We start from the raw sequence: 20,731 nt of genomic DNA, 5'->3' as shown, positions 1-20,731 counted from the left end.
GCGAGCGGTCAGGCCCAGCCGCCGTCGACGATCACGTCCTGCGCGGTGATCATCCGGCTGTCGTCGGCCGCGAGAAACAGCGCCATCCGCGCGAGATCGGCCGGCAGCAGTTCGGCGTCGATGCACTGGCCGGCCTTGATCGCCGCCCGGCCCGCGTCGTCGAGCCACAGCCGGCGCTGCTTGTCGGTCATCACCCAGCCGGGCACCAGCGAATTCACGCGGATGCCGAACGGGCCGAGATCGCGCGCGAGGCCGCGCGTCAGGCCCTGCACGGCCGCCTTCGCCATCACGTAGACGGGATAGCCGCCGTTCTTCAGCATCCAGCTGATCGAGCCGAGATTGATGATCGCGCCGCCGCCCTGCCGCTTCATGTCGTCGATCACCGCCTGTGCGGCGAAGAACTGGTGACGCAGGTTCACCGCGATGCCCGCGTCGAACGACGCGGGCGTCACGTCGCCGATCGTGTGGCGCGTGTCGTTCGCCGCGTTGTTCACGAGCACCGCGATCGCGCCGATGCGTGCGCGGATCGCGTCGATCGCGCGGCGCAGCGCGTCGATGTCGGTCAGGTCGCAGGACAGGAACAGCGGCGCATGGCGTACGTGCGCGAGGCGTTCGGCCAGCGCGGCGCCGGCCGCCGCGTCGAGGTCGACGAACGCGACGCGCGCGCCCTGTTCGGCGAAGTGCTCGACGAACGACGCGCCGATGCCGGTCGCGCCGCCCGTGATCAGCACCGCGCGATCCTCGAGGCTCGGGTAGCGCGCGAAGCGCGCGTCGCTCGCCGCCGTGTTCGCGCCGTGCACTGATGTATCGATGGTCATGCGGATCGTCTCCGTGGAAACAGGTCGGTCAGTCGCGTACGCCGCGGTTCTTCAGCTGGTCGAGCAGCACGGCCGCGAGCAGGATCGCGCCGCGCACCAGGTACTGGTAGAACGCGTCGATGTTCAGCAGGTTCATCACGTTCTCCACGGTGCCCATGATCAGCACGCCGATCACGACGCCCGAGATCGTCGCGCGGCCGCCCATCAGCGACACGCCGCCGAGCACGCACGCGGAGATCACGTTCAGCTCGAAGCCTTGCGCGGCGTTCGGCTGGCCCGACGTGATGCGCGACGCGAGAATCACGCCCGCGAGCGCGGTCACCGCGCCCTGGATCAGGAAGATGTACACGCGCGTGCGTTCGACGTTGATCCCCGCGAGCCGCGACGCTTCCGGGTTGCCGCCGATCGCGAGCGTGTTGCGGCCATAGACGGTCTGGTTCAGCAGCACGCCGAAGCCGATGAAGCACAGCAGCGTGACCCAGATCGGCAGCGACACGCCGAACATCGACAGCCCGCCGAGCGCGATGAACGTATCCGACGACACGCCGACCGCCTGCCCCTTCGACACGATGAAGCCGAGCCCGCGCACGATCTCCATCGTCGCGAGCGTCGTGATCAGCGCGTTGATGCGCAGATACGCGATCACCGCGCCGTTCACGAAGCCGATCGCGGCGCCGGCCGCGACCGCCGCGATGATCGCGACGAACGTGTTGTCGGTTGCGTTCAGCACCATCGCGCACAGCACGCCCGAGAACGCGACGGTCGAGCCGATCGACAGGTCGAAGTCGCGCGACGCGAGACAGAACATCATCGTGCACGCGACCATGCCGATCTGCGAGATCGACAGCGCGAGGCCGAGCATGTTGTCGATCGAGAAGAAGTGATCGACGGTCAGCGACATCGTGATGAACATCACCGCGAAGATCGCGATCAGGCTGTATTCGGTCAGATGCTGCCACCACTTCTGGCGGTCGCCCTGCTGCGGCACCAGCGCGTCGGCCGACTTCACTGCGGCGCTGGCAAGGTTTTCGTTGGCTTGCATGGTGTGTCTCCTGCTCCTGCATCGCGCGACCCGCGCCGCGCGTGTTCGATTCGAATGTCCCGGGGTTGTCCGGACGTAGCCGGCCGCGTCAGGCTGCCTCGACCGCGCTCGTCTGCGGCAGCGCGAGGTTCAGTACCGCGTGCTCGTTCGCGTCGGCGCGCGGCAGCTCGCCGGCGATCCGGCCTTCGCGCATCACGACGATGCGGTCGGACACGCCGAGCACTTCCGGCAGTTCCGACGACACCATCACGATCGCGCAGCCGCGCTCCGCGAGCCGGTAGATCACGTCGTAGATCTCGTGCTTCGCGCCGACGTCGATCCCGCGCGTCGGCTCGTCGAGGATCACGACCTTCAGGTCGGGCTCCGCGAGCCAGCGCGACAGGATCGCCTTCTGCTGGTTGCCGCCCGACAGGAAGCGGATCTTCTGCCGCCGGTTCGGCGTCTTGATCTTCAGCCGCTGGATGAAGCGGTCGGCCGTCGCGCTTTCGGTCTTGCCGTTGATAAACAGCCCCGCGCGCAGCGAATGGCGGCGGCAGCTGATGTTGATGTTCTCCGCGACCGACGCGATCGCGATGATCCCTTCTTCCTTGCGGTCCTCGGGGCACAGCACGATGCCGTGGCGGATCGCGTCGCCGGTGCGCTTCACGTCGATGCGCTTGCCGTCGAGCGTCAGCGTGCCCGCGCGCCGGCGGTCCGCGCCGTACACGAGCCGCATCAGTTCGCTGCGGCCCGCGCCGACGAGCCCGAAGAAGCCGACGATCTCGCCCGCGCGCACCGAAAAGCTCGCGGGTTCGCGCAATGCCGGGCCGTCGACGCCTTCGGCGGAGAACCGCACGTCGCCGAGCGCGCGCGGCGCGTAATGGTAGATGTCCGCGATCTCGCGCCCGACCATCTCGGCGACCAGCCGCTCGCGCGGCACGTCGGCCAGCGCTTCGTGCGACGCGATCTTGCGCCCGTCGCGAAAGATCGTGCACGCGTCGCACAGCCGGTAGATCTCGTCCATCCGGTGCGAGATGTAGATCAGCGCACGGCCCTGCGCGCGCAGGTCGTCGACCAGCTTGAACAGCACTTCCGTCTCGCGATGCGACAGCGAGCTCGTCGGTTCGTCGAGCGCGATCACGCGCGCATTGCGCATCAGCGCCTTGCAGATCTCGACCATCTGTCGCTGCGCGATCGACAGCCGCCCGAGCCGCGCGTCGGGATCGAGGTCCACGCCCATCTCGGCGAGCCGCTCGCGCACGTAACGCTTCGCCTCGCGCTTCCTGACCCAGCCGAACGCATTCGGCAGGCGGCCGAGCAACAGGTTCTCCGCGACCGTCAGGTCGGGCACGTACTGCAATTCCTGGTGAATCACCGCGATGCCGGCCGCGATCGACGCGGCCGCATTCGCGAACTGCACGGGCTGGCCGTCGACCAGCACGCTGCCCGCATCGGGCTGATATTCGCCGCCGAGAATCTTCAACAGCGTCGACTTGCCGGCGCCGTTCTCGCCCATCAGGCCATGCACCTCGCCCGCATGCACGTCGAACGAAATGCCGTCGAGTGCGCGCACGCCGGGAAATACCTTGCCGATATTGTCAAAACGCAGTGCCGCTGACACGTCGTCTCCCCACTTCCAGATCCATCGACCGCCGGCCGCCGCGTCGCCGCGGCAGCCGGCGGGCCGCTTACTTCGACGCGAGCCCCATCTCCTCGCGCACCTTCGACACGTTGTCGCGCGTCGCGAGCATGCCCGTCGTCAGCGTCAACGGCGGCGGCGCCTTGCCCTGCGTGATCCACGTGTACATCAGGTCCGAGGTTTCCTCGCCGTGGCGCTTCGGGCTGATGATCACGGTGCCGTAGAAGCCCGTCGGCTGCGGCTTCTTGAACTCGTTCAACGCCGAATCGGAACCGCCGATACCGATGCCGATCATGTTGTCGGCCTTGAAGCCGCGCCCTTCGGCCGCGCGCACCGCGCCGAGCACGGCCTCGTCGTTCAGGCCGTACGCGACCCAGTGCTTGAACTGCGGGTTCTTGGTCAGCGCGATGTTCGCCGCGTTGAACGCGTTCTCGGTGTCGGTCTTCGCCTGCGGCGCCGCGATCACGTTCGCCTTCGGGAAGCCGGCGGCGACCAGCGCGTCGGTCGCGCCGCTCGTGCGGTCGTGCGCGGTCGGCAGCTGCTCGTAGGTGATGTCGATCGCGCCGACGTCCTTCATGTCCCAGCCGCGCTTCTTGATCTCGGCCGCGATGCCGTCGCCGACCTGCTTGCCGATGTTGTACGCGGAAATTCCCATGTGCGGCACCGCGTCGATCGGCTTGCCCGCGCCGTCGACGAGGCGGTCGTCGACCGTCATCATCTTCAGGTTGTGCGACTTCGCCTTCGCGACGATGCCCGGCCCGAGTTTCACGTCGGGCGTGCAGATGATGAAGCCCTGCGCCTTCTGCGCGGACAGGTTGTCGATCGCGCTCATCACCTTCTCGCCGGACGGCGCGCCGATCTTCACGAGCGTGAAGCCCTTCTGCTTCGCGGCGATCTCGGCGAATTTCCACTCGTCCTGGAACCACGGCTCTTCCGGCTGCTTCACCAGGAAGCCGATCTTGACCGGGTCGGCCGCGTGCGCGACCGGGCTGCCCATCACCACCGCGGCCGCGGCGGCCAGCGTTACGAACGTTCTGCGTTTCATCTCCAGTGTCTCCTTGTTTTCATCGAACAGGATGCAGCCGCTTGTTGGTTTCGACGCAGCGTGCGCGCGGCCGTCGCACGTGCGGTCTTTCGAATCGTTGCGTCAATCGTGTCAGTCGTGATACAGCGCCGCGCGCCCGCCATCGACGGTGATGCACGCGGCATTGATGAACGGCGCCTCGTCGGACGCGAGGAACACGGCCGTCATCGCGACCTCCTCCGGTTTTCCGATGCGCTTCATCGGCTGCAGCGCGAGCGTCTCGGCGCGCGCGGCGGCCGGATCGGGTTGCGCGTCCCACCAGTCGCGCGTCAGTTGCGTCTCGATGTAGCCCGGCGCGATCGCGTTCACGCGTACGTTGCGCGCCGCGTATTCGATGCCGAGCGCACGCGTCAAGCCGAGCACGCCGTGCTTCGCGACCGGGTACGGAAAGCAGCCCGGGATGATCCTGAATGCATGCGTCGACGCGATGTTCACGATGCTGCCGCGACCGCGCTCGACCATGCCCTCCAGCGCCGCGCGGCAGCCGTGCCACACGCCGTCGAGATCGACCGCGAAGCAGCGGCGCCAATCGTCGTCGGTCATCGTCAGCGGATCGGCGAACACGTTGATGCCCGCGTTGTTCACGAGCACGTCGAGCGGGCCGAACGCCGCTTCCGTCTGCGCGAGCGCGTCGCGCACCGCCTGCTGCCGCGCGACGTCCGCCTGCAGCGGCAGCACGCGCGCGCCGTCGCATTCGCGTGCGATCGCGGCGGCCGTGTGCTGCGCCTGCGGGAAGTCGAGATCGACGAGCGCGACGGCCGCGCCTTCGCGCACGAACGCACGCGCGATCGCGGCGCCGATGCCACGGCCCGCACCCGTCACCATCGCGACCTTGCCCGCGAGGCGGCCCATCATGCGGCTCCGCCGCGCGCGATGCGCAAGCCGGCCTGGAACGCGCGCGCATTCGCCGCGGTCGCATCCGCCGACTGGCCGGGACGGTACAGCGCCGAGCCGAGCCCGAAGCCGTTCGCGCCGGCGTCGAGGAACGGCTGCATGTTGTCCGGCGCGATCCCGCCGACCGGAATCAGCGGCACCGCGCGGTCGATCACCGCGCGCCAGGCCTTCACGACCGTCACGCCGAGCTGCTCGGCCGGGAACATCTTCAGCACGTCGGCGCCATTCGTCAGCGCCGCGAACGCTTCGGTCGGCGTCGCGACGCCCGGCGCGCTCGCGAGCCCGCGCTCGCGCGCGCGGCGGATCACGGCCGCGTCGCTGTGCGGCATCACGATCAGCGCGCCGCCCGCGTCCTGCACGCGGTCGACGTACTCGGCGCGCAGCACGGTGCCCGCGCCGACGATCATGTCGTCGGGCAGCGCACGCCGCAGCGCCGCGATGCTGTCGAACGGCTCCGGCGAGTTGAGCGGCACCTCGACGATCCGGAAGCCGGCTTCGTACAGCGCACGGCCATGGTCGGCCGCTTCGGCAGGCGTGATGCCGCGCATGATCGCGATCAGCGGACACGCGTCGAACGCACGCATCAATGCGGCGTGGGGCATGTACGGTGCGGGCAAGGTCAGGTCGGACGGCATCGGCAATTCCTCTTCAAGCAGTTCACTGGTCGGCACAGACGGGCTCGCCGTCCGCGCGCACGAGCCCGGCGCGCGACGCGATCCGCCACAGGCCGCGCTCGGTCGCATGCGGGGCGACACGCGCATGCATATGGCCGAATACCCAGAGCGCATCGACGTAGCGCGAACACAAAGCGTCGTCGCCGATCAGCAGCAGCGGCTGGTCCGCGAGCGCGATGCCGCGCTCCGCGAGCATCGCGTCGAGCGCGTTCAGCTCATGGCCGATCAGCAAGCCGGACAGATAGTCGCCCTGCGCATCGGGGGCGAGCCGGTCGGTCAGCCCCAGCGTGCGCGTGCTGAAAATCGTCGCGAGCAGGCCCGTGCGCTGCGCGCCGCGGGCGACTGCTACGCCGCGCAAGAACGCCGCGCGATCGGGTGATTCGCCCGCGCGCATCGTGCGGCCGAGGATCGTGTGGTCGCGCAATACCGCGAACAGCTCGCCGGTCATGAAGGTCTGGAAGCGTTCGATCAGGCCGTCCTTCACCCACGCCCATTTCGCATGCGTGCCCGGCAGGCCGATCAGTACCCCTGAACGATCAGCGCCAAGCGTGGGATCGCTCGCAAGCGCGCCGACGATCTGCGTTTCTTCGCCGCGCATCACGTCGGGCAATTCGCCCGTCGCGATCACGCCCGGCACGATCGAAACCGTCGTGCCGCGCGCCGTCGTCACGGTGATGAGACCTGCGACGAGCGCGTCGGCGCCGGCCGGCACCGCGACGTACGGCGCTTCGCGCCAGCCCTGCGCGCTGCCGACCATCCCGGCGGCGAGCACCGGCAGGCCGGGCGTGCGGTCGAGCCAGTCGCCGCACGCTTCCTCGAACACCGCGTCGAACGCACGCGCGCCGCCGCCCGGCACGTGCATCACGCCGGCCGCCCGGCTGCGCGTGTCGATCGGCACGCCGTGCGCGTCGTACAGATACGCGCGCAGCGACGTGGTGCCCCAGTCGAGCGCGATCAGCGACGGGGAGGCGGAACTGGCATCCGGAACGGGCCGGGTCGAAGTCGTCATCGTTTGATCCTGCGGGTACCCTGCGGCGGGCTCCAGCCCAGCTCCGCGGAAATGGCTCGCGCTTCGCGCTGCACGAGCGGAATCAGTTCGTCCATGCGGTCGTGCGGCATGTACGGAATCGTGCTCGCGACCGACACCGCCGCGACGATCGCACCCGATGCGTCGCGGATCGGCGCGGCCACGCAGCGGATCGACGCCTCGTTTTCCTCGAGATCGAACGTATAGCCGCCGGCCGCGTAATGGGCCATGCGCTGCAGGAACGCGCTCGTCTCGGGCCGGTTGTCGGGCTTGAAGTTGACGCCGGCCAGCGCGCGCCGCGCGGCTTCGAACAGCGAGCGCCACAGATCCGGATCGAGGTCGAGCATCATCGCCTTGCCGATGCCGGTCGACGCGAGCGGCATCCGGTGGCCGACGCGCGAGCGCATCTCAAGGCCGCGCGTGCCGGGAATCTTGTCGATGTACAGCACGTCGTCGCCGTCGCGCACGCCGAGATGGATCGTGTCGAGCGTCGCTTCCGCGAGTGCTTCCAGATGCGGGCGCGCCACCGCGGTCAGCGGCATCTGCTCGAGCGCGATCGTGCCGAGCTCGATCAGCTTCGGGCCGAGCAGGTAGCCGCCCTGCACCTGGCGCAGATAGCGCGCCTGCACGAGGCTGCTGACGAGACGGTGCGTCGTGCTGCGCGTCGTGCCGAGCGCGGCGCCGATCGCGCGCATGTCGCGCGCACCGTTCGCGATCGCCTCGAGGATCGCGAGGCCGCGCAGCAGCGTCTGCGTGCCGGCCTGCTGCGCGGCGAGGTCGAGCGGCGTGCTGGTCGCGCCGATGCTGTCGGTCAGCGACGGTTCGGCCGGCATCGCACGCCGGGCGTCGAGGGCAAGAGAGTCTGGCATCTTGGTCATGGAACGGGGCGTCTTCAACGGAATCGGTGAAGCCGCTCGCGCGGCGCCGGAACTGCGTCCGGTGCGGCGGCGTGGCGGCGGTCGATGCACCGAGTAAAGCGCCCGGCGAACTTCATGGAAGGTGTCTCCGTGTGCGACGGGCGCCGCGCGATGCGTGGGTCCGAAGCTGTCGATGTGCTTCGGATTGTAGGAGCGCACGCACTCGTCTCCAATATTTGAGTGCGTTGTCCAGATAATGAGAATTCAGGCGGGATAGGCAGCGGGCTCGCTGCGCCGGCCGCGCCATGCATACGGGGGCGGGACCTGCCGTGTCGCAGGTTCCGCCCCCGTTTGTTCATGCCGTACCGCGCTTACTGCTGGCTCGTGCTGCGCGCCTGCATGTAGCGCTGGACGTCGGCGAACGACACACGGCCGCTGCCGCCCGCGTCGATCTGCCGGAAGTGGTTCGCGACATAGCCGAGGCCGGCCGCGCGCGCCTGCGACTCGGTGATCGAACCCGTGTTCTGCGTGTCGGCCGCGCTGAACTGCCGCGCGAGCTTGCGCACCACCTGCGCATGCAGCGCGGCGCCGGTGGTCTGCGTGCCGGCGGTCGCGTGGCGCGCGGCCGGCGGCACGTACGGATCGCCGAGCTGCGCCTGGCGCGCACGCGCCGGTGCGGCAGCGGCGTCGCTCGCCTGCGCGAACGCGGAAACGGATGCGGCGGCGCCGACGCATGCGAGCGCCGCGGCAACGACGATGAAACGATTCTTCATGTCAGGCTCCAGTCTGGAATGAGGTCGTCGACTGCCGGCGAGCGGCGCCGCCGAGGGCGCCCGTCGCCGGCGTGGCGCAATCAGTGCGCGGCCACGTTGTAGAAGGTCACGAGGTCGGCTTTCTCCTGCGGACGCGACGTATCGTCGAGATAGACCATGTGCCCGCCCTGATAGTCCTTGATCGTCAGGTTCGGTTGCGTGCCGAGCCGCGCGAGGTCGAGCTCGGTCTGGTAGAACGGCGTCGCGATGTCGTGATAGCCGTTCAGCGACAGCACCTTCAGCGCCGGGTTCAGCGTCAGCGCCGCGGCCAGATCGGGGATCGTGTCGGGCATCGCGAGGCCGTCGTGCGTCCAGTCCCACGTGTTGATCGCATTGCTGCTCACCGAGTAGGCCGACTGCGCGGTGTACTTCAGCTCGTTCGGCAGGTAGCTGCCGATCGTGTCGGTGAACGGCTTCGTGATGAACGAGCTGGACGGATCGCCGTCGGCCGCGAGCGGGCTCGACACGGGCACGTTCACGCGTGCGTCGTAGCGGCCGATCAGCGTGCCCGGCACCAGCGACAGCTGGAAGCTGTTGTCGAAGAAGGTCGGGACCACGTTGAAGTCCGCATTCCACAACGCCTGCTTCACGCCGGTCGAATTCGCCATCGTCGTGACGAGATTCGGCGGCGGCGGCGTATGGCTCGCGAGGTACGCGTTCACGGCGGGCGCGTAGCTGCCGGCCGTCAGCAGCCGCATCTGGTCCGCATACTGCGGCAGGTTCGACGGGTTCGGGTTGTCGAGCTGGTAATACGCGCCGACCGTGCCATACGACGGCACGAAGCCCGCGCAACTCACCGGGCTCGCGCCGTTGTTCGAGTTGCCGACATAGTCGCTCGCCATGTCGCAGTTCGTGTTGTAGTTCAGGATCGACGACTGCAGCACGATGCCGTCGAGCTTCACGCCGGCCGTCTCGAGCAGGTTCGCGAGCACGTCGGTGCGCGGCGTCCCGTACGATTCGCCGAACAGGTATTTCGGCGAATCGTTGCGCTGGTTCACGCTCAGGTAGCGCGTCACGAAATCGCGGAACGCGCCGGCGTCCTGGTCGACGCCCCAGAACGTCTGGTTCGTGTTCGGCGCGACCGCTTCCGAGAAGCCGGTGCCGATCGCATCGACGAACACGAGGTCGGTCGTGTCGAGCAGGGTTTCCTGGTTGTCGACGAACGGGAACGTCGACGCGTTCGCGTTCGGGTCGCCGGTCTGGATCCGGCGCGGGCCGAACGAGCCGAGGTGCAGCCACACCGACGCCGAGCCGGGGCCGCCGTTGTACAGGAACGTGACGGGCCGCTTCGCCGCGGGCTGGTTGTCGGCCGTGTACGCGACGTAGAAGAACGAGGCCTCGGGCGCGCCCGTCTGCGGATTGCGTGCGACGAGGTGGCCGGCCGTGGCCGTGTACCGGATCGTCTTGCCGTTCAGCGTGATCTGATGGTGCGTGACGGCGGCCTTTTCGACCGCGGTGGAGGCATCGAGCGACGCGTTCGCGCTCGACGAATAACTGTTTGGATCGTTGTACGCGCGGTCGACCTGACCGGCAGGGTCGGCTGAATTGGCGGCGCTCGCTGCAGACGACGACGTCACGTCGTCATTGCAGGCCGTCAGTATCAGCGAAGAACACACCACTCCCAACAACAGCTTCGCTTTGCTCGCTGGCATCGTTGCGTCCCTTCTCGCATGTTTTTTTGTCGAGCAGCCGGATAAGCCGCCCCCCGCCTCGATTGCGGCCGATGAGCCGAGGCGCCGGCCAATATACGCGAGCCCGCCGGCTTTGAAAAATTTGGAAATATTCGGCGCGCAAGCAGTGCAGCGCACACCTTTCAGGAATGCTTCGATTCGCGAAACGTTGCATTTCACGTCGCTTTCATCGACTTTCGCGTTTACTGGTAACGACTAAAAAAGCACCCGTTTCGTGCGATGACGCTCAACAAAAACATGCACTCGCCGATATTGCTCGCCAAAGCGAAATAGACGAATTCGTCTAAAGGATGCGGCCCGAAAGGGTGATGACACGAATGCGCTGCAACGCAGCAATCCTGCGCGAACGGTAGAACGGACAACGCAGCGACGCGGGCGCGCCGCTTACTCGGATTGCGGCAGCTCGGCCGCGCCCATCCGGCGTGCGATGATCGCCGCACGCTGCGCCTGGTAGGCCGAGCCGCGATGCGCATCGAACCAGCGCGGCTTCGGCAGCATCACCGCGAGACGCGCCGACTGCCACGCGCCGAGCCGGCTCGCGGGAATCTTGTAGTAATAATGGGCGGCCGCTTCCGCGCCGTACACGCCGCGCCCCCATTCGACCGAATTCAGGTAGATCTCGAAAATGCGCTCCTTGTCGAGCACCGTTTCGAGCATCCACGTGATGATCAGCTCCTGCCCCTTGCGGATGTAGCTTTTCTCGCGCGACAGGAACAGGTTGCGTGCGAGCTGCTGCGTGATCGTCGAGCCGCCCGCGACGATCCTGCCGCGCGCCTTGTTCTTCTCCCACGCCTGCAGGATCGCGTCGACGTCGTAGCCGTTGTTGGTCGCGAAGGTCGAATCTTCGGACGCGATCAGCGCGCGCTTCAGGTTGCGCGAGATCTGGTCGTACGGCACCCACTGGTGCCGGATCTGCGCGGGCGGCGTGTCGCGCGACAGCCACCACGCGTCGGTGCGCATGAACGCGGTCGAGCCGGGATTCACGAACGACCACAGCGCGATCTGCGCGAGATAGAACAGCTGCGTCGCGAGCCACGCGAGCGCGAACACCGATCCCGCATAGACGATCCAGCGCGCGATGCTCACCGTCCGCGTGCGCTGCGTGCCGCTCACCGCCGCCACGTGCCGCGCTCCGTTCAGCTCGCCGCGAGCGCCTGGCGCAGCGCGGCCAGCACCGGTGCGCCGTCCGGCCGCACGCCGCGCCAGATGAAGAACGATTCGGCCGCCTGCTCGACCAGCATCCCGAGCCCGTCGGCCGTGCGCGCGCCGAGCGACGCCGCGTGCTGCATGAACACGGTCGGCTGCGCGCCGTACATCATGTCGTACGCGAGCGTGCCGGCGCCGAACGCGGCCGCGTCGCATTCCGGCAGCGCGGCATCGAGGCTGCCGGCCGTCGCATTGATCACCACGTCGTACGGCTCGGCCCGCACGACGCCGGGCCCGCCGCCCGCGAGCATGCAGCCCGCATCGTGCGCGGCCTGCATGAACTGGCCGACGAGCGCCTCGGCCTTGCTCGCGGTGCGATTGACGATTCCGATCGACAGCGGCGCGCGGTCGAGCAGCGGCAGCACGACGCCGCGCGCGGCGCCGCCCGCGCCGAGCAGCAGGATGCGCGCACCCGCGAGCGACACGCCGAGATTCGCTTCGATGTCGCGCACGAGGCCCACGCCGTCGGTGTTGTCGCCGTAAAGGCGGCCGTCGGCGTCGATGCGCAGCGTGTTCACCGCGCCTGCCGCCGCCGCACGCGGCGACAGCGTGTCGGCGAGCGCATGCGCGTCGAGCTTGAACGGCACCGTCACGTTCGCGCCGCGACCGCCTTCGGCGACGAACGCGCGCACGGCGGCCTCGAATCCGTCGACCGGCGCGAGCCGGTGCGCGTACTCGATCGGCTCGCCGGTCTGGGCGGCGAACTGCGCGTGGATGAACGGCGACTTGCTGTGCGCCACCGGGTTGCCGAACACGACATAGCGGTCCGTGCCGCTCGTCGACGCAACTGCGTTCATGATGCGCGTCCCTCTTCGCCGTCGTTGCCGCTCGCGGCTTCGCCGCCCTGTGCCGCCGCGTCGCCCGATTCGGCCAGCGCTTCGGCCTCGGTTTGCGCCGACGCGTCTTCCGCGTCGACCAGCGTGTCGTCGCCGCCTTCGGCATCATCCTCTTCGTCGGCCTCGGCCGTATCGCCGCTCGTCACGGTCGGCGCGTCGAGCACGTTCAGCAGACGCACCGACGCCTCGATCGTCAGTTCGTCGAGCGACATCACGTCGAGCAGCACGCGCGTGCCGCGCGCATGCACGCCGAGTCCCGGCACGTGCAGCAGCAGCGGGATTTCCTCGAGGCGCACGAGATCGCCCTTGACGACGCTCGCGACGACCTGCTTCTTCTGCTCCTGCTTGAGCCAGCGCAGGCACCAGAAGTACTCCATCCGGCGCTGGTAGTCGGCGTAGGCCGTGTACGTATCGTCGAAGCCCTGCACGACCGCGTAGAGATCGGCGTCCTTCGGCTTGAACGGCGCGGCGAGCTTCGCGGTGACGCCGTGCTGCACGCACGCGAGCAGTTGCCACTGGTTCACGAGGTCGACGTAGCGGCGCAGCGGCGACGTGCTCCACGCGTACTGCGCGACGCCGAGGCCTTCGTGCGGCGCGGCCGTCGTCTGCATCCGCGTGCGCTTCGGGCCCGGCGCGCCGAAGCCGCGCTGGGACCGGTAGATGCCGGGCACCGTGTGATCGTGCAGGAACGCGCCCCAGGTCGAGTTCGCGAGGATCGCGAGCTCCGACACGATCAGGTCGAGCGGCGAGCCGCGGCGGCGCGGCGTGATCGTCACGTGCTCGCCTTCGACGTAGAAGTTGTAGTCGGTGTTGCGCTGCACTTCGCGCTTCAGGCCGTAGCCCGCGCGCGCGACCTGGCGCTTCTCGAACAGCGCCTGCGCGAGCGGCCACAGCACGGCGATGTCGTCCTTGTGCGGGTAGTCGCCGGTGCCGGCCGCGAGCGTCTCTTCGTTGACGAGCTCGTCGAGCGTGTTGTGGCGCAGGTTGTTCTTCACGAACACGAGCTCGGCGCGGGTCTCGTTCGCGACGATGTCCTGCGTGTCGCGGTTCACGATGATGTACAGCGACAGCGCCGGCCGGTAATCGCCCTCTTTCAGCGTGAACACGTCGACGACGTCGTCCGGCAGCATCGTGATCTTGTCGCCCGGCATGTAGACGGTCGACAGGCGCGCGCGCGCGATCGCGTCGACCGGATCGCCGCGCACGATGCCGAGCGCCGGCGCCGCGATGTGCACGCCGATCCGCACCCGGCCGTCGGCCAGGTGCTCGACCGAGAAAGCGTCGTCGATTTCGGTCGTCGTGATGTCGTCGATCGAGAACGCCTCGACGTTCGCGCGCGGCAGGTCGTCCGGCAGCGGGCCGACCGTGACGGGCGGAAAGCCGGTGCCGTGCGGGAAAAATTCCGCGAGGAAGCGCGCTTCGTGCAGCGCACGCGGCGACTCGATGCCGCCGCAGTCGAGCATCAGCCGCGCCGGCGACACGCCGCGCGCGCCGGCCGCCGCTTCCATCGCCTTGTATTCGATCGAATTCTTGTCCGGCCGCGTCAGCAGCCCGAGCACCTTGCCCGCGAACGCTTCCGGCAGCTTGCCCGCCTTCAGCTCTTCTTCATACTGCGCCTGCACGAGCGCCTGCTGGCGCTTGCGCTCGAGCGACGCGAGCGCCATCTTGAGCTGCTCTTCCGGCGCGCGCTGGTACTGGCCGCGCCCCTTGCGGCGGAAATAGACGGGCGAGCCGTGCAGCCGCAGCACCAGCGCCGCGCGCTCGACCGGGCCGTACGTCGCGCCGAAGTATTCGGCGGCGAGCGCCGTATACGCGAACTCGTCGGCCGGCGCGCATTCCCACAGGAAGTCCAGATCGATCTGCTGCGCGGCCGTGTCGGCCTCCTGCATCAGTTCGCCTGCAGCCGGCTTGTCGAATTCGATCAGCACGTCTTTCGCGCGCACCTTCGCGCGCCGCCCGCCGGGCAACTCGACCTGAAATGCGTCGCCCTGGCGCGACAGCACGCTGCCCGCCTTGAAACTGCCCGATTCCTCGAAGAAAACGTTCACTCAGTACTCTCGTTCAGACTGCCGGGCGCCGCGTCGGCGGCGCCGCATGATGATGGGAATTCGATTGGCACGTGGCCGGTTTATGACGTCTTTCCGTCGCAAAACGCGAGAACGTCGTCGACATAGTCGGCAAATTCGCTGATTCCGTGGTCGCTGCCGTCGATCACGCGGGTTTTCGCGCCCGGGTAATGGGCGAGCATCTCGCGGTAATCGAGCACTTCGTCGCCGGTCGCCGCGAACAGATAGTAGCGGTCGGCGCGCGTGATCGCCGGCACGCGCAGCGCGTCGAGTTCGTGCAGGTGGCGGCGCTCGACGACGATCGTGCCGCCGCCGTGCCACAGCGGCTGCTCGCCCAGATGTTGTTCCAGATCCCGCTGCGGCACGATCGCCGGATTCAGCAGCACGGCTTTCCAGCCATGCTTTTCGGCGAGCCACGTCGCGTAATACCCGCCGAGCGAGCTGCCGATCACGGTCACGTCGCGCGCGCCCGCGACCTCGGCTTCCGCCACCGCGATCGCCTCCAGCGGCGACACCGACAGCGACGGGCACCGCCACTCGTCGGCGCGGCCGAGTTCGGCCATCCGCGCGGCGAGCAGCCGCGACTTCTGCGATTCCGGCGACGACCGGAAGCCGTGCAGGTACAGGATCACGGGCGGCTCCCGAGCGCGTCGAGCAGCTTCTGGTGCACGCCGCCGAAGCCGCCGTTGCTCATCACGAGCACGTGGTCGCCCGGACGCGCGGCCTCGACCACCGCCTTCACCAGCAGATGCAGATCGTCGAATGCGCGCGCGCGCTCGCCGAGCGGCGCGAGCGCCTCGGCGAGATTCCAGCCGAGCGCATCGCGCCCGGTCGGCGCGCCGTAGCCGAACACGAGATCGGCATCGGCCAGGCTCGCCGGCAGTTGCGACTTCATCACGCCGAGCTTCATCGTGTTCGAGCGCGGCTCGAGCACGGCGAGGATGCGGGCATTCTGGCGGCCGATGCGCGCACGAAGACCGGCGATCGTGGTGTCGATCGCGGTCGGATGGTGCGCGAAATCGTCGTAGACGGTCACGCCGTCCACGCTGCCGCGCACTTCCATGCGGCGCTTCACGTTGCGGAACGACGCGAGGGAAACCGCAGCCTGCGCCGGCGGCACGCCGACGTGGCGCGCGGCGGCGATCGCCGCGAGCGCGTTCATCCGGTTGTGGTCGCCCTGCACCTGCCACGCGACTTCGCCGACGCGCTCGGCTTGGCGATACACCGCGAAGCGTTCGTCGACCGGCACGCCGTCCTCGGCCGGCAGCGCCTGCCAGCCGCCGTCGACGCCGAAACGCTCGACCTCGCTCCAGCAGCCGCGCGCGAGCACGCGCTCGAGCGCATCCGAGCGGCCGTTCGTGACGATCCGCCCGACGCCCGGCACGGTGCGCACGAGATGGTGGAATTGCGTCTCGATCGCGGCGAGATCGGGGAAGATGTCGGCGTGATCGAATTCGAGGTTGTTCAGTACCGCGGTGCGCGGCCGGTAGTGCACGAACTTCGAGCGCTTGTCGAAGAATGCCGTGTCGTACTCGTCGGCTTCGATCACGAAGAAGCTCGAATCGGTGAGCCGCGCGGACACGCCGAAGTTCAGCGGCACGCCGCCGATCAGGAAGCCCGGGTTCAGGCCGGCATCTTCCAGCAGCCATGCGAGCATCGACGACGTGGTCGTCTTGCCGTGCGTGCCCGCGACCGCGAGCACCCACTTGCCGGCGAGCACGTGCTCGCCGAGCCACTGCGGACCCGACACGTAAGGCAGGCCGCGATCGAGGATTGCCTCCATCAGCGGATTGCCGCGCGTGACGACGTTGCCGATCACGAACAGGTCCGGTTTCAGGTCGATCTGCTCGGCGCCGTAGCCCTCGATCAGCGTGATGCCCTGCGCCTCGAGCTGCGTGCTCATCGGCGGATAGACGCCCGCGTCGCAACCCGTCACCGTGTGGCCCGCCTCGCGTGCGAGTACGGCGAGACCGCCCATGAAGGTGCCGCAGATGCCAAGAATGTGGATGTGCATAGAGGAATGCTTTCGCGCCGCCGGGCGCCGTCGATTCTGAAAGGATGCGTGTGCGGCGCGCCGGCGAGGCCGTGCGGCCGGCGCCCGGCCAACGACCTGGCCGCGACACAAAGAGCAGTATTGTAACTGACGGCCTGCGATGCCCGGCGGCCCGAACGATGCGCGCGAGCGGCGCCGGCGCCCTCGGACGGCGGGCCGCCGCACCCGCGCTCGGGCGCCGTGGCGATCGAGTATGATTGCCGGATCATGTCTCGCAAACCTCTTGTCGACCCGCGGCGCGTCCGCGAGGAAATCGCCCAGTCCGCCGCCCGCCTGATCGCGGAGGACGGCCAGGACTATGCCGGCGCGAAGCGCAAGGCCGCGCGCCAGTTACTGGGCGATTCGCGCGTTGCCGGAGAATGGCTGCCGGATAACGACCAGATCGAGGAAGAACTGCGCGAGTACCTCGCGCTGTTCCAGAGCGACACGCAGCCGGACGAACTGCGCCGCCTGCGCGAAATCGCGCTCGACTGGATGGGCCGGCTCGCCGAGTTCCATCCTTATGTGACGGGCGCCGTGCTGAACGGCACCGCGAACGCGCATTCGGATATCCATTTGCAGACCTTCACCGACAACCCGAAGGACGTCGCGATCTACCTGCTGAACCAGAACGTCCAGTACGACGTGTCCGAGACGCGGCATTTCGCGGGCCGCGGCGACGTCGAGACGCTCAGTTTCCTGTGGCGCCCGCGGCGCGACGTGGATGCGATCGGCATCCATCTTGCGCTGTATGCGAGCGACGACCTGCGCGGCGCGGTGAAGGCCGACGCGCGCGGCCGCGTCGCCCGCGCGGACGCCGCGGCGCTGCGCGCGCTCGTCGACGCAGGCCAGGCTCCTTCCGAACCGGATTGACTCAACGATGATGATGAAACGCATGTTGGCGCTCGCGGTGGTCGCGGCCGCCGCCATCGCCGGCGGGCTCGCCGCCGGCCACTGGTTCCGCGGCGGCAGCGCCGACGACGGTGTCGCCGTCGCCGCGCCGGTCGCCCACGGCAATCCGGTCGACCAGCTGTGGGCGTCGTCGCTGACCGGCGTCGATGGCAATCCGGCGTCGCTCGCTTCCTTCAAGGGCCAGAAGGTTGTGGTCAATTTCTGGGCGTCGTGGTGCGGCCCGTGCGTCGAGGAGATGCCCGAGCTCGTCGCGCTGTCACATCAGTACAAGCAGAAAGGCATCCGTTTCGTCGGAATCGGCGTCGATTCCGGGCAGAACGTGAAGAACTTCCTGCAGAAGGTGAAGGTCGACTATCCAGTCTTCGTCAGCGGCTACGCAGGCGCCGATCTGGCCCGAAATTTCGGAAATACCGCCGGCGCGCTGCCGTTTACCGTCGTCATCGACGAAACCGGCAAGATTCGCGAGACAAAATTGGGACAAATCCAACCGGCCGAGCTGAAAAAGACGCTCGACGCACTGTAATCGGTCCGAACGGCAGCCCGCACGTTGACGGCGATTTGCAGGTCGATCGCGGCAATTTCGCGTGAATTCGCGGATACTTTGCGCCCGCGCCGGTAATTCTTGCAGGTCCGGCGCGCCTGGCCGTTCGGCAAAACTAGACAAATTTCTCTAAATAGCGCTAAAGTTCGCGCAATTCCGCAGAAATAGAAGCGACCATGACACGATTGCTGGTGTTGCACGGCCCCAACCTGAACCTTCTCGGCACCCGGGAACCGGAGGTGTACGGCCGCGTCACGCTCGCGCAGATCGATCAGGCGCTTGCCGCGCGCGCCCGGGAAGCCGGCGCCGAACTGTCGTCGTTCCAGAGCAACCATGAAGGCGCGCTGGTCGACCGCATCCAGGCCGCGCGGGAGGAACAGACCGATTTCATCCTGATCAATCCGGCCGCGTATACGCACACGAGCGTTGCGATCCGGGACGCGATCGCCGGTGTCGGCATCCCGTTCGTCGAGGTTCACTTGTCGAACGTGCATCGCCGCGAAGCGTTCAGGCACCACTCCTACTTTTCCGACCAGGCCGAAGGCGTGATCTGCGGGCTCGGCTGGAAAGGTTATCTGTACGCGCTCGAGTACGCGCTGGACAAGCTGCAAGGCGCGTCGCGCGGCTGATTTCGCGATCTAGATTCAGCGCCGGCCCCTCACCGGCGCTTTCACGTATTGAAAGGGGAATTCCCGATGGATCTTCGTAAGCTGAAAACTCTGATCGACCTCGTTTCCGAATCCGGCATCTCCGAGCTGGAAGTGACGGAAGGCGAAGGCAAGGTGCGCATCGTCAAGAACGCGCCGCCGGTCTACGTGCAGCCGACGGCTGGGTATGCCCCGCAAGTCAGCGCGCCGGCTCCGTCGGCCGCGCTGCCGACCGACGGCGCGGCGCCGGCCGCCGGCGCAGCCGCCGCACCGGCCGTCCCGCAGGGACACGTCGTGACGTCGCCGATGGTCGGCACGTTCTATCGCGCGCCGTCGCCGGGCGCCGACCCGTTCGTGCAGGCCGGCGACACGGTCAAGGAAGGCCAGACGATCTGCATCATCGAAGCGATGAAGCTGCTCAACGAGATCGAGTCGGACAAGGCCGGCGTGATCAAGGAAATCCTCGTCGAGAACGGCCAGGCCGTCGAATACGGCCAGCCGCTTTTCGTGATCGGCTAAGCCCGCCGCGCGGCCCTGCCGGCCGCGCGCCGCCGAGATGCTCGCCAGGCGCCGTTCGCGCGCCCCTCGAAGAGACGAATACTCGCTATGTTTGAAAAAATCCTCATTGCCAACCGCGGTGAAATCGCGCTGCGCATCCAGCGCGCGTGCCGCGAACTCGGCGTCAAGACGGTGGTCGTGTACTCGGAAGCCGACAAGGAAGCCAAGTACGTGCGCCTCGCCGACGAAGCCGTCTGTATCGGCCCGGCCCCGTCGAACCTGAGCTACCTGAACATGCCGGCGCTGATCAGCGCCGCGGAAGTCACCGACGCCGAGGCGATCCACCCCGGCTACGGCTTCCTGTCCGAGAACGCCGATTTCGCGGAGCGCGTCGAGCAGTCGGGCTTCACGTTCATCGGCCCGCGCCCGGAAACGATCCGCATGATGGGCGACAAGGTCACCGCGAAGCAGACGATGATCAAGACCGGCGTGCCGTGCGTGCCGGGCTCGGAAGGCGCGTTGCCGGACGATCCGAAGGAGATCGTCAAGATTGCGCGCGCGATCGGCTATCCGGTCATCATCAAGGCGGCGGGTGGCGGCGGCGGGCGCGGGATGCGCGTCGTGCACACCGAAGCCGCGCTCGTCAACGCGGTCAACATGACCCGCGAGGAAGCCGGCCGTGCGTTCGGCAACCCGCAGGTGTACATGGAGAAGTTTCTCGAGAACCCGCGCCATATCGAGATCCAGGTGCTGTCGGACGCGCACAAGAACGCGATCTGGCTCGGCGAGCGCGACTGCTCGATGCAGCGCCGCCACCAGAAGGTGATCGAGGAAGCGCCGGCGCCCGGCATTCCGCGCCGCCTGATCGACCGCATCGGCGATCGCTGCGCGGACGCATGCAAGAAGATGGGCTACCTCGGCGCGGGCACGTTCGAATTCCTGTACGAAAACGGCGAGTTCTACTTCATCGAGATGAACACGCGCGTGCAGGTCGAGCACCCGGTATCGGAACTGATCACCGGCGTCGACATCGTGCAGGAACAGATCCGCATCGCGGCCGGCGAGAAGCTCACGCTGCGCCAGCGCGACATCCAGTTCCGCGGACATGCGATCGAATGCCGGATCAACGCCGAAGATCCGTTCAAGTTCACGCCTTCGCCGGGCCGGATCACGTCGTGGCATACGCCGGGCGGCCCCGGCGTGCGCGTCGATTCGCACGCCTACAATGGCTATTTCGTGCCGCCGAACTATGATTCGATGATCGGCAAGCTGATCACCTACGGCGCGACACGCGAGCAGGCGATCCGCCGGATGCGCATCGCGCTGTCGGAAATGGTCGTCGAAGGCATCCAGACCAACATCCCGCTGCACCGCGAGCTGATGATCGACGCGAAGTTCGTCGAAGGCGGCACCAGCATCCATTACCTCGAAAACCGGCTCGCGCAGAAGCAGCAGGTCGCACCGGAAGAAGCGTAA

The 20,731-nt window shown here is 67.9% G+C and carries 20 protein-coding genes; 5 read left to right on the top strand and 15 right to left on the bottom strand.

Annotated features, from left to right (window positions below; genetic code table 11):
• Positions 1 to 8: 8 nt before the first annotated feature.
• The 15 genes from GJG85_RS03155 to mpl form a co-directional block, all read right to left on the bottom strand.
• On the bottom strand, positions 9 to 818 hold the full coding sequence (locus GJG85_RS03155; RefSeq protein ID WP_050013851.1) for an SDR family oxidoreductase: 810 nt from the start codon (positions 816 to 818) through the stop codon (positions 9 to 11).
• Between the two features lie 28 nt (positions 819 to 846).
• Positions 847 to 1,860, bottom strand: a complete 1,014-nt coding sequence (gene araH / locus GJG85_RS03150; RefSeq protein WP_050013852.1) for an L-arabinose ABC transporter permease AraH — start codon at positions 1,858 to 1,860, stop codon at positions 847 to 849.
• An 88-nt stretch (positions 1,861 to 1,948) separates the two neighbouring features.
• Positions 1,949 to 3,460, bottom strand: a complete 1,512-nt coding sequence (araG, locus tag GJG85_RS03145) for an L-arabinose ABC transporter ATP-binding protein AraG (protein ID WP_050013853.1) — start codon at positions 3,458 to 3,460, stop codon at positions 1,949 to 1,951.
• Between the two features lie 67 nt (positions 3,461 to 3,527).
• Positions 3,528 to 4,523 (bottom strand): arabinose ABC transporter substrate-binding protein, encoded by a 996-nt coding sequence (locus GJG85_RS03140; protein WP_050013854.1) that lies wholly within the window; start codon positions 4,521 to 4,523, stop codon positions 3,528 to 3,530.
• 111 nt (positions 4,524 to 4,634) lie between these two features.
• A complete protein-coding gene (locus GJG85_RS03135; RefSeq protein ID WP_050013855.1) occupies positions 4,635 to 5,414 on the bottom strand; it encodes an SDR family oxidoreductase in 780 nt (259 codons plus the stop codon).
• Positions 5,414 to 6,091 carry a 2-dehydro-3-deoxy-6-phosphogalactonate aldolase gene (locus GJG85_RS03130; RefSeq protein ID WP_050013856.1) on the bottom strand — a complete coding sequence of 226 codons (678 nt, stop codon included), beginning with the start codon at positions 6,089 to 6,091 and terminating at the stop codon, positions 5,414 to 5,416. Before GJG85_RS03130 ends, GJG85_RS03135 begins: the two co-directional genes overlap by 1 nt.
• Before the next feature lie 22 nt (positions 6,092 to 6,113).
• On the bottom strand, positions 6,114 to 7,139 hold the full coding sequence (locus GJG85_RS03125; RefSeq protein WP_204383657.1) for a 2-dehydro-3-deoxygalactonokinase: 1,026 nt from the start codon (positions 7,137 to 7,139) through the stop codon (positions 6,114 to 6,116).
• Positions 7,136 to 8,035 carry an IclR family transcriptional regulator gene (locus tag GJG85_RS03120; RefSeq protein ID WP_050013858.1) on the bottom strand — a complete coding sequence of 300 codons (900 nt, stop codon included), beginning with the start codon at positions 8,033 to 8,035 and terminating at the stop codon, positions 7,136 to 7,138. The genes GJG85_RS03125 and GJG85_RS03120 overlap by 4 nt, the downstream gene beginning before the upstream one ends.
• A gap of 350 nt (positions 8,036 to 8,385) precedes the next feature.
• A complete protein-coding gene (locus GJG85_RS03115; protein ID WP_050013859.1) occupies positions 8,386 to 8,787 on the bottom strand; it encodes an EF-hand domain-containing protein in 402 nt (133 codons plus the stop codon).
• Positions 8,788 to 8,867: 80 nt separating this feature from the next.
• The gene (locus tag GJG85_RS03110; protein ID WP_176015577.1) at positions 8,868 to 10,478 is read right to left on the bottom strand and encodes a peptidase S10; all 1,611 of its coding nucleotides are present in this window, start codon (positions 10,476 to 10,478) and stop codon (positions 8,868 to 8,870) included.
• A gap of 423 nt (positions 10,479 to 10,901) precedes the next feature.
• Entirely contained in the window at positions 10,902 to 11,639 is a 738-nt protein-coding gene (mtgA, locus tag GJG85_RS03105) for a monofunctional biosynthetic peptidoglycan transglycosylase (protein ID WP_050013861.1), read from the bottom strand.
• A 14-nt stretch (positions 11,640 to 11,653) separates the two neighbouring features.
• A complete protein-coding gene (gene aroE / locus GJG85_RS03100; RefSeq protein ID WP_050013862.1) occupies positions 11,654 to 12,520 on the bottom strand; it encodes a shikimate dehydrogenase in 867 nt (288 codons plus the stop codon).
• Positions 12,517 to 14,607 carry an RNB domain-containing ribonuclease gene (locus tag GJG85_RS03095; protein ID WP_050013863.1) on the bottom strand — a complete coding sequence of 697 codons (2,091 nt, stop codon included), beginning with the start codon at positions 14,605 to 14,607 and terminating at the stop codon, positions 12,517 to 12,519. The genes aroE and GJG85_RS03095 overlap by 4 nt, the downstream gene beginning before the upstream one ends.
• Before the next feature lie 80 nt (positions 14,608 to 14,687).
• Positions 14,688 to 15,257, bottom strand: coding sequence for a YqiA/YcfP family alpha/beta fold hydrolase (locus GJG85_RS03090; RefSeq protein WP_050013864.1), 570 nt, complete (start codon positions 15,255 to 15,257; stop codon positions 14,688 to 14,690).
• On the bottom strand, positions 15,254 to 16,639 hold the full coding sequence (gene mpl, locus GJG85_RS03085) for a UDP-N-acetylmuramate:L-alanyl-gamma-D-glutamyl-meso-diaminopimelate ligase (RefSeq protein ID WP_050013865.1): 1,386 nt from the start codon (positions 16,637 to 16,639) through the stop codon (positions 15,254 to 15,256). The genes GJG85_RS03090 and mpl overlap by 4 nt, the downstream gene beginning before the upstream one ends.
• Before the next feature lie 246 nt (positions 16,640 to 16,885).
• On the opposite strand from mpl, the gene GJG85_RS03080 reads away from it, so the two are divergent.
• The 5 genes from GJG85_RS03080 (at position 16,886) to accC (ending at position 20,731) form a co-directional block, all read left to right on the top strand.
• A complete protein-coding gene (locus GJG85_RS03080; RefSeq protein ID WP_204383656.1) occupies positions 16,886 to 17,530 on the top strand; it encodes a UDP-N-acetylmuramate--alanine ligase in 645 nt (214 codons plus the stop codon).
• Between the two features lie 7 nt (positions 17,531 to 17,537).
• Positions 17,538 to 18,092, top strand: a complete 555-nt coding sequence (locus GJG85_RS03075) for a TlpA disulfide reductase family protein (protein WP_050013867.1) — start codon at positions 17,538 to 17,540, stop codon at positions 18,090 to 18,092.
• 194 nt (positions 18,093 to 18,286) lie between these two features.
• The gene (gene aroQ / locus GJG85_RS03070) at positions 18,287 to 18,739 is read left to right on the top strand and encodes a type II 3-dehydroquinate dehydratase (RefSeq protein ID WP_027783493.1); all 453 of its coding nucleotides are present in this window, start codon (positions 18,287 to 18,289) and stop codon (positions 18,737 to 18,739) included.
• Positions 18,740 to 18,805: 66 nt separating this feature from the next.
• Positions 18,806 to 19,276 carry an acetyl-CoA carboxylase biotin carboxyl carrier protein gene (gene accB, locus GJG85_RS03065; protein WP_050013868.1) on the top strand — a complete coding sequence of 157 codons (471 nt, stop codon included), beginning with the start codon at positions 18,806 to 18,808 and terminating at the stop codon, positions 19,274 to 19,276.
• A gap of 87 nt (positions 19,277 to 19,363) precedes the next feature.
• On the top strand, positions 19,364 to 20,731 hold the full coding sequence (gene accC, locus GJG85_RS03060; RefSeq protein ID WP_050013869.1) for an acetyl-CoA carboxylase biotin carboxylase subunit: 1,368 nt from the start codon (positions 19,364 to 19,366) through the stop codon (positions 20,729 to 20,731).

Source organism: Burkholderia sp. MS389 (assembly GCF_016899425.1).
GTDB lineage: Bacteria > Pseudomonadota > Gammaproteobacteria > Burkholderiales > Burkholderiaceae > Burkholderia > Burkholderia sola.
This window is presented reverse-complemented; position numbering and strand designations above follow the sequence as displayed.

What these genes read in the sequence shown, in the direction of transcription:
- GJG85_RS03155 (WP_050013851.1), bottom strand. Translation starts at nt 818, where the DNA reads ATGACCATCGATACATCAGTGCACGGCGCGAACACGGCGGCGAGCGAC.
- araH (WP_050013852.1), bottom strand. Translation starts at nt 1,860, where the DNA reads ATGCAAGCCAACGAAAACCTTGCCAGCGCCGCAGTGAAGTCGGCCGAC.
- GJG85_RS03140 (WP_050013854.1), bottom strand. Translation starts at nt 4,523, where the DNA reads ATGAAACGCAGAACGTTCGTAACGCTGGCCGCCGCGGCCGCGGTGGTG.
- GJG85_RS03135 (WP_050013855.1), bottom strand. Translation starts at nt 5,414, where the DNA reads ATGGGCCGCCTCGCGGGCAAGGTCGCGATGGTGACGGGTGCGGGCCGT.
- GJG85_RS03130 (WP_050013856.1), bottom strand. Translation starts at nt 6,091, where the DNA reads ATGCCGTCCGACCTGACCTTGCCCGCACCGTACATGCCCCACGCCGCA.
- GJG85_RS03125 (WP_204383657.1), bottom strand. Translation starts at nt 7,139, where the DNA reads ATGACGACTTCGACCCGGCCCGTTCCGGATGCCAGTTCCGCCTCCCCG.
- GJG85_RS03120 (WP_050013858.1), bottom strand. Translation starts at nt 8,035, where the DNA reads ATGACCAAGATGCCAGACTCTCTTGCCCTCGACGCCCGGCGTGCGATG.
- GJG85_RS03115 (WP_050013859.1), bottom strand. Translation starts at nt 8,787, where the DNA reads ATGAAGAATCGTTTCATCGTCGTTGCCGCGGCGCTCGCATGCGTCGGC.
- GJG85_RS03110 (WP_176015577.1), bottom strand. Translation starts at nt 10,478, where the DNA reads ATGCCAGCGAGCAAAGCGAAGCTGTTGTTGGGAGTGGTGTGTTCTTCG.
- aroE (WP_050013862.1), bottom strand. Translation starts at nt 12,520, where the DNA reads ATGAACGCAGTTGCGTCGACGAGCGGCACGGACCGCTATGTCGTGTTC.
- mpl (WP_050013865.1), bottom strand. Translation starts at nt 16,639, where the DNA reads ATGCACATCCACATTCTTGGCATCTGCGGCACCTTCATGGGCGGTCTC.
- GJG85_RS03080 (WP_204383656.1), top strand. Translation starts at nt 16,886, where the DNA reads ATGTCTCGCAAACCTCTTGTCGACCCGCGGCGCGTCCGCGAGGAAATC.
- GJG85_RS03075 (WP_050013867.1), top strand. Translation starts at nt 17,538, where the DNA reads ATGATGATGAAACGCATGTTGGCGCTCGCGGTGGTCGCGGCCGCCGCC.
- aroQ (WP_027783493.1), top strand. Translation starts at nt 18,287, where the DNA reads ATGACACGATTGCTGGTGTTGCACGGCCCCAACCTGAACCTTCTCGGC.
- accB (WP_050013868.1), top strand. Translation starts at nt 18,806, where the DNA reads ATGGATCTTCGTAAGCTGAAAACTCTGATCGACCTCGTTTCCGAATCC.
- accC (WP_050013869.1), top strand. Translation starts at nt 19,364, where the DNA reads ATGTTTGAAAAAATCCTCATTGCCAACCGCGGTGAAATCGCGCTGCGC.